General features: G+C 65.2%; 1 protein-coding gene and 3 pseudogenes. All 4 read left to right on the forward strand.

The annotated features are described in order from the left end of the window. Positions 1-237 (forward strand): annotated as a pseudogene (locus JV551A3_RS30860) (LysR family transcriptional regulator); the annotation flags it as partial. 8 nt (positions 238-245) lie between these two features. Continuing rightward, positions 246-344 (forward strand): annotated as a pseudogene (locus tag JV551A3_RS31155) (hypothetical protein); the annotation flags it as partial. Positions 345-375: 31 nt separating this feature from the next. Further along, positions 376-1,818 (forward strand): TldD/PmbA family protein, encoded by a 1,443-nt coding sequence (locus JV551A3_RS28830; protein WP_133979333.1) that lies wholly within the window; start codon positions 376-378, stop codon positions 1,816-1,818. Further along, positions 1,818-2,623, forward strand: a pseudogene (locus tag JV551A3_RS28835) (TldD/PmbA family protein); the annotation flags it as partial. The gene JV551A3_RS28830 and the pseudogene JV551A3_RS28835, both read left to right, overlap by 1 nt.

The following is a 2,623-nucleotide window of genomic DNA, read 5'->3' on the forward strand; positions in this document are numbered from 1 at the left end:
GCCAACTGGCATGCGGTGCTGGCCTGCATGAGAAGCGGCCTGGCAGTGGGTATTGTCGAGGGACTGGACAGTGGTGATACATCACTTGCGTACGTGGAAGGCATGGGGTTCCCCGAGCTCCCCGAGCACCACGTCTATCTGCTGACGGACACCTCTCACCATGTTGCGTCGCATCTGAACGATATCTTGAAAGCCGCCATTCAGAAGGATGGGCCTGCAACACCTGGCCCTTGCTGATCTCACTTTATTTCCTGACCCGGGAAGTACCTGGCTGCCATAATGAGCTGGCATTGCTCGAGGCGCGCGACGACACTTGCCTCACCATGCAGGACGAGTGGTTCTAGGGGGAGCCACCGTGTACACGGAGGCTTCCACATGTTCGATACCAGCGCCCTGCTGCGCCAGCGCTTTGCCGCACTGCGCAGTACGGCCGAGTTGTTTTCCCTGCGCCATGTGAAACAGTCGCACCAGGCGCTGTCGGTTCGCCGCAACGTCGCGGAACCACCCTTCTTCACCCAGGACGAAGGCGCCATGCTCACCGTGCGGGTGAATGGTGTGGAAGCCTATGCGGCCACCGCAGACCTGTCCCAGGCAGGCCTGCAGCGCGCGCTGGAGCACGCCGAGGCGCTGGCCCGGCAGATCGCCAGGTACAACCTGCTGGACCTGCGCGAGCAACCGGTGACCAGCGCATGCCACGACCACATCTCGCCCAACTTCGATCAGCCCGTGCCCAACCTCGCCGACTGCCTTGGCCTGCTCGCTGCCGAGTCGGCCAGCGTGCCCAGGGACAGCCGCCTTGTGGACTGGCAGGCCAGCCTGGGCCTGAGCCTGGTCGAGCAGACCTACATGAACTCGGCCGGCGCCGAGCTGCGCCATGCCCAGCGCTTCCTGTTCCCGGGCCTGGGCGTGACCGCCAGCGATGGACAGGACAGCCAGAGCCGAAGCCTGGGCCGCGACAACTTCGGCCAGCAGGGCGGCTTCGAGATCATCGAGCGCTGCGGCCTGGTCGGCGCTGCCCGCCGAGTGGCTGACGAGGCGCTGCAGCTGCTGCTGGCGCCGAACACCCCCAGCGGCCCGCGCGACCTGCTGTTGATGCCGGACCAGATGATGCTGCAGATTCACGAATCCATCGGCCACCCGCTGGAGATGGACCGCATCCTCGGCGACGAGCGCAACTATGCCGGCACCAGCTTCGTCAAGGCCGGTGACTTCGGCCACCTGCAATACGGCTCCGCGCTGCTCAACGTGACCTTCGACCCGACCATCGGCGAAGAGCTGGCCAGCTACAGCTTCGATGATGACGGCACCCCGGCCAGCAAGCAGTTCCTGATCCGCGATGGCCTGCTGCTGCGACCGCTGGGGGGTGCGCTGTCGCAGTTCCGCTCCGGCCTGGACGGTGTGGCCAACAGCCGTGCCTGCGGCTGGAATCGTGCGCCGATCGACCGCATGGCCAACCTCAACATCGAGCCTGGCGACCAGAGCCTGGATCAACTGGTGAAGGGCATCGAACACGGCATCCTGATGCGCACCAACCGCTCCTGGTCCATCGACGATGCGCGCAACAAGTTCCAGTTCGGCTGTGAATGGGGCCAGTTGATCGAAAACGGCGAGCTCAAAGGTATCGTCAAGAACCCCAACTACCGCGGCATTTCCGCGCAGTTCTGGCGCAACCTGGCGGCGGTCGGCGACAGCAGCACCTTCCAGGTGCTGGGCACGCCCAATTGCGGCAAGGGCGAACCAAACCAGGTGGTGCGGGTTGGCCACGCCTCGCCGGCCTGCGTGTTCCGCCAGATCGACGTATTCGGAGGAGACGCCTGATGAAACATGCTTTCGAAACCCTGGTCGGGGATTTGAGCGCCGCGTTGCAAGCGGGCGAGCAGTTCACCCTCGGTTACAGCGCCGAACAATCGCAGTTCGTGCGTTTCAACCATGCCAAGGTGCGCCAGGCCGGTGAAGTGAGCCAGGCCAGCGCGCAACTGCGGCTGATCCGCGATGGCCGCCAGGCCGAGCAGCAAGTGACCTTGAGTGGCGATGCGCAACTGGATCGCCGACGCCTCGCGGATGCCCTGGAGCAGCTGCGCCAGACCCTGCCATTACTGGCCGTCGACCCTTACCTGCGCCTGGACGAAAGCGCCTGGCACAGCCATCGCCAGCAGGAGCAGCCGCTGCCCGAGCTGAGCGATGTGCTGACGCTGCTCGAGCGCGAAGCCGGCGATCTGGACCTTGTTGGCATCTACGCCGCCGGCCCCATCTGCCGGGGCTTCGCCAGCTCGTTCGGGGCCTTCGGTTGGCACCAGGCCAACAGCTTCAACTTCGACTGGAGCCTGTTCCACGAAAACGGCGAGGCGGTGAAGGCCAATTATGCCGGGCAAGTGTGGAGCGCTGACGACTTCACCGCACGCCGTCGCCAGGCTCGGGAACAGCTGTGCTTCCTTGGCCGCCCGGCAGTCACCCTGAAGCCCGGCAGCTACCGCGCCTACCTGGCTCCGGCGGCCGTGGACGAAATAGCCGGCATGCTGTGCTGGGGCGGGTTTTCCGCACAGGCCCTGGCCACTGGCAACAGCGCCTTGCAGCGCCTGTACAACGGCGATGCACGGCTGAGCCCGCTGGTGAGTTTCACCGA

This window comes from Pseudomonas inefficax, assembly GCF_900277125.1.
GTDB lineage: Bacteria > Pseudomonadota > Gammaproteobacteria > Pseudomonadales > Pseudomonadaceae > Aquipseudomonas > Aquipseudomonas inefficax.

Bases quoted from the DNA above. Each gene is read 5' to 3' on its own strand.
- JV551A3_RS28830 (WP_133979333.1), top strand. From the start codon at position 376: ATGTTCGATACCAGCGCCCTGCTGCGCCAGCGCTTTGCCGCACTGCGC.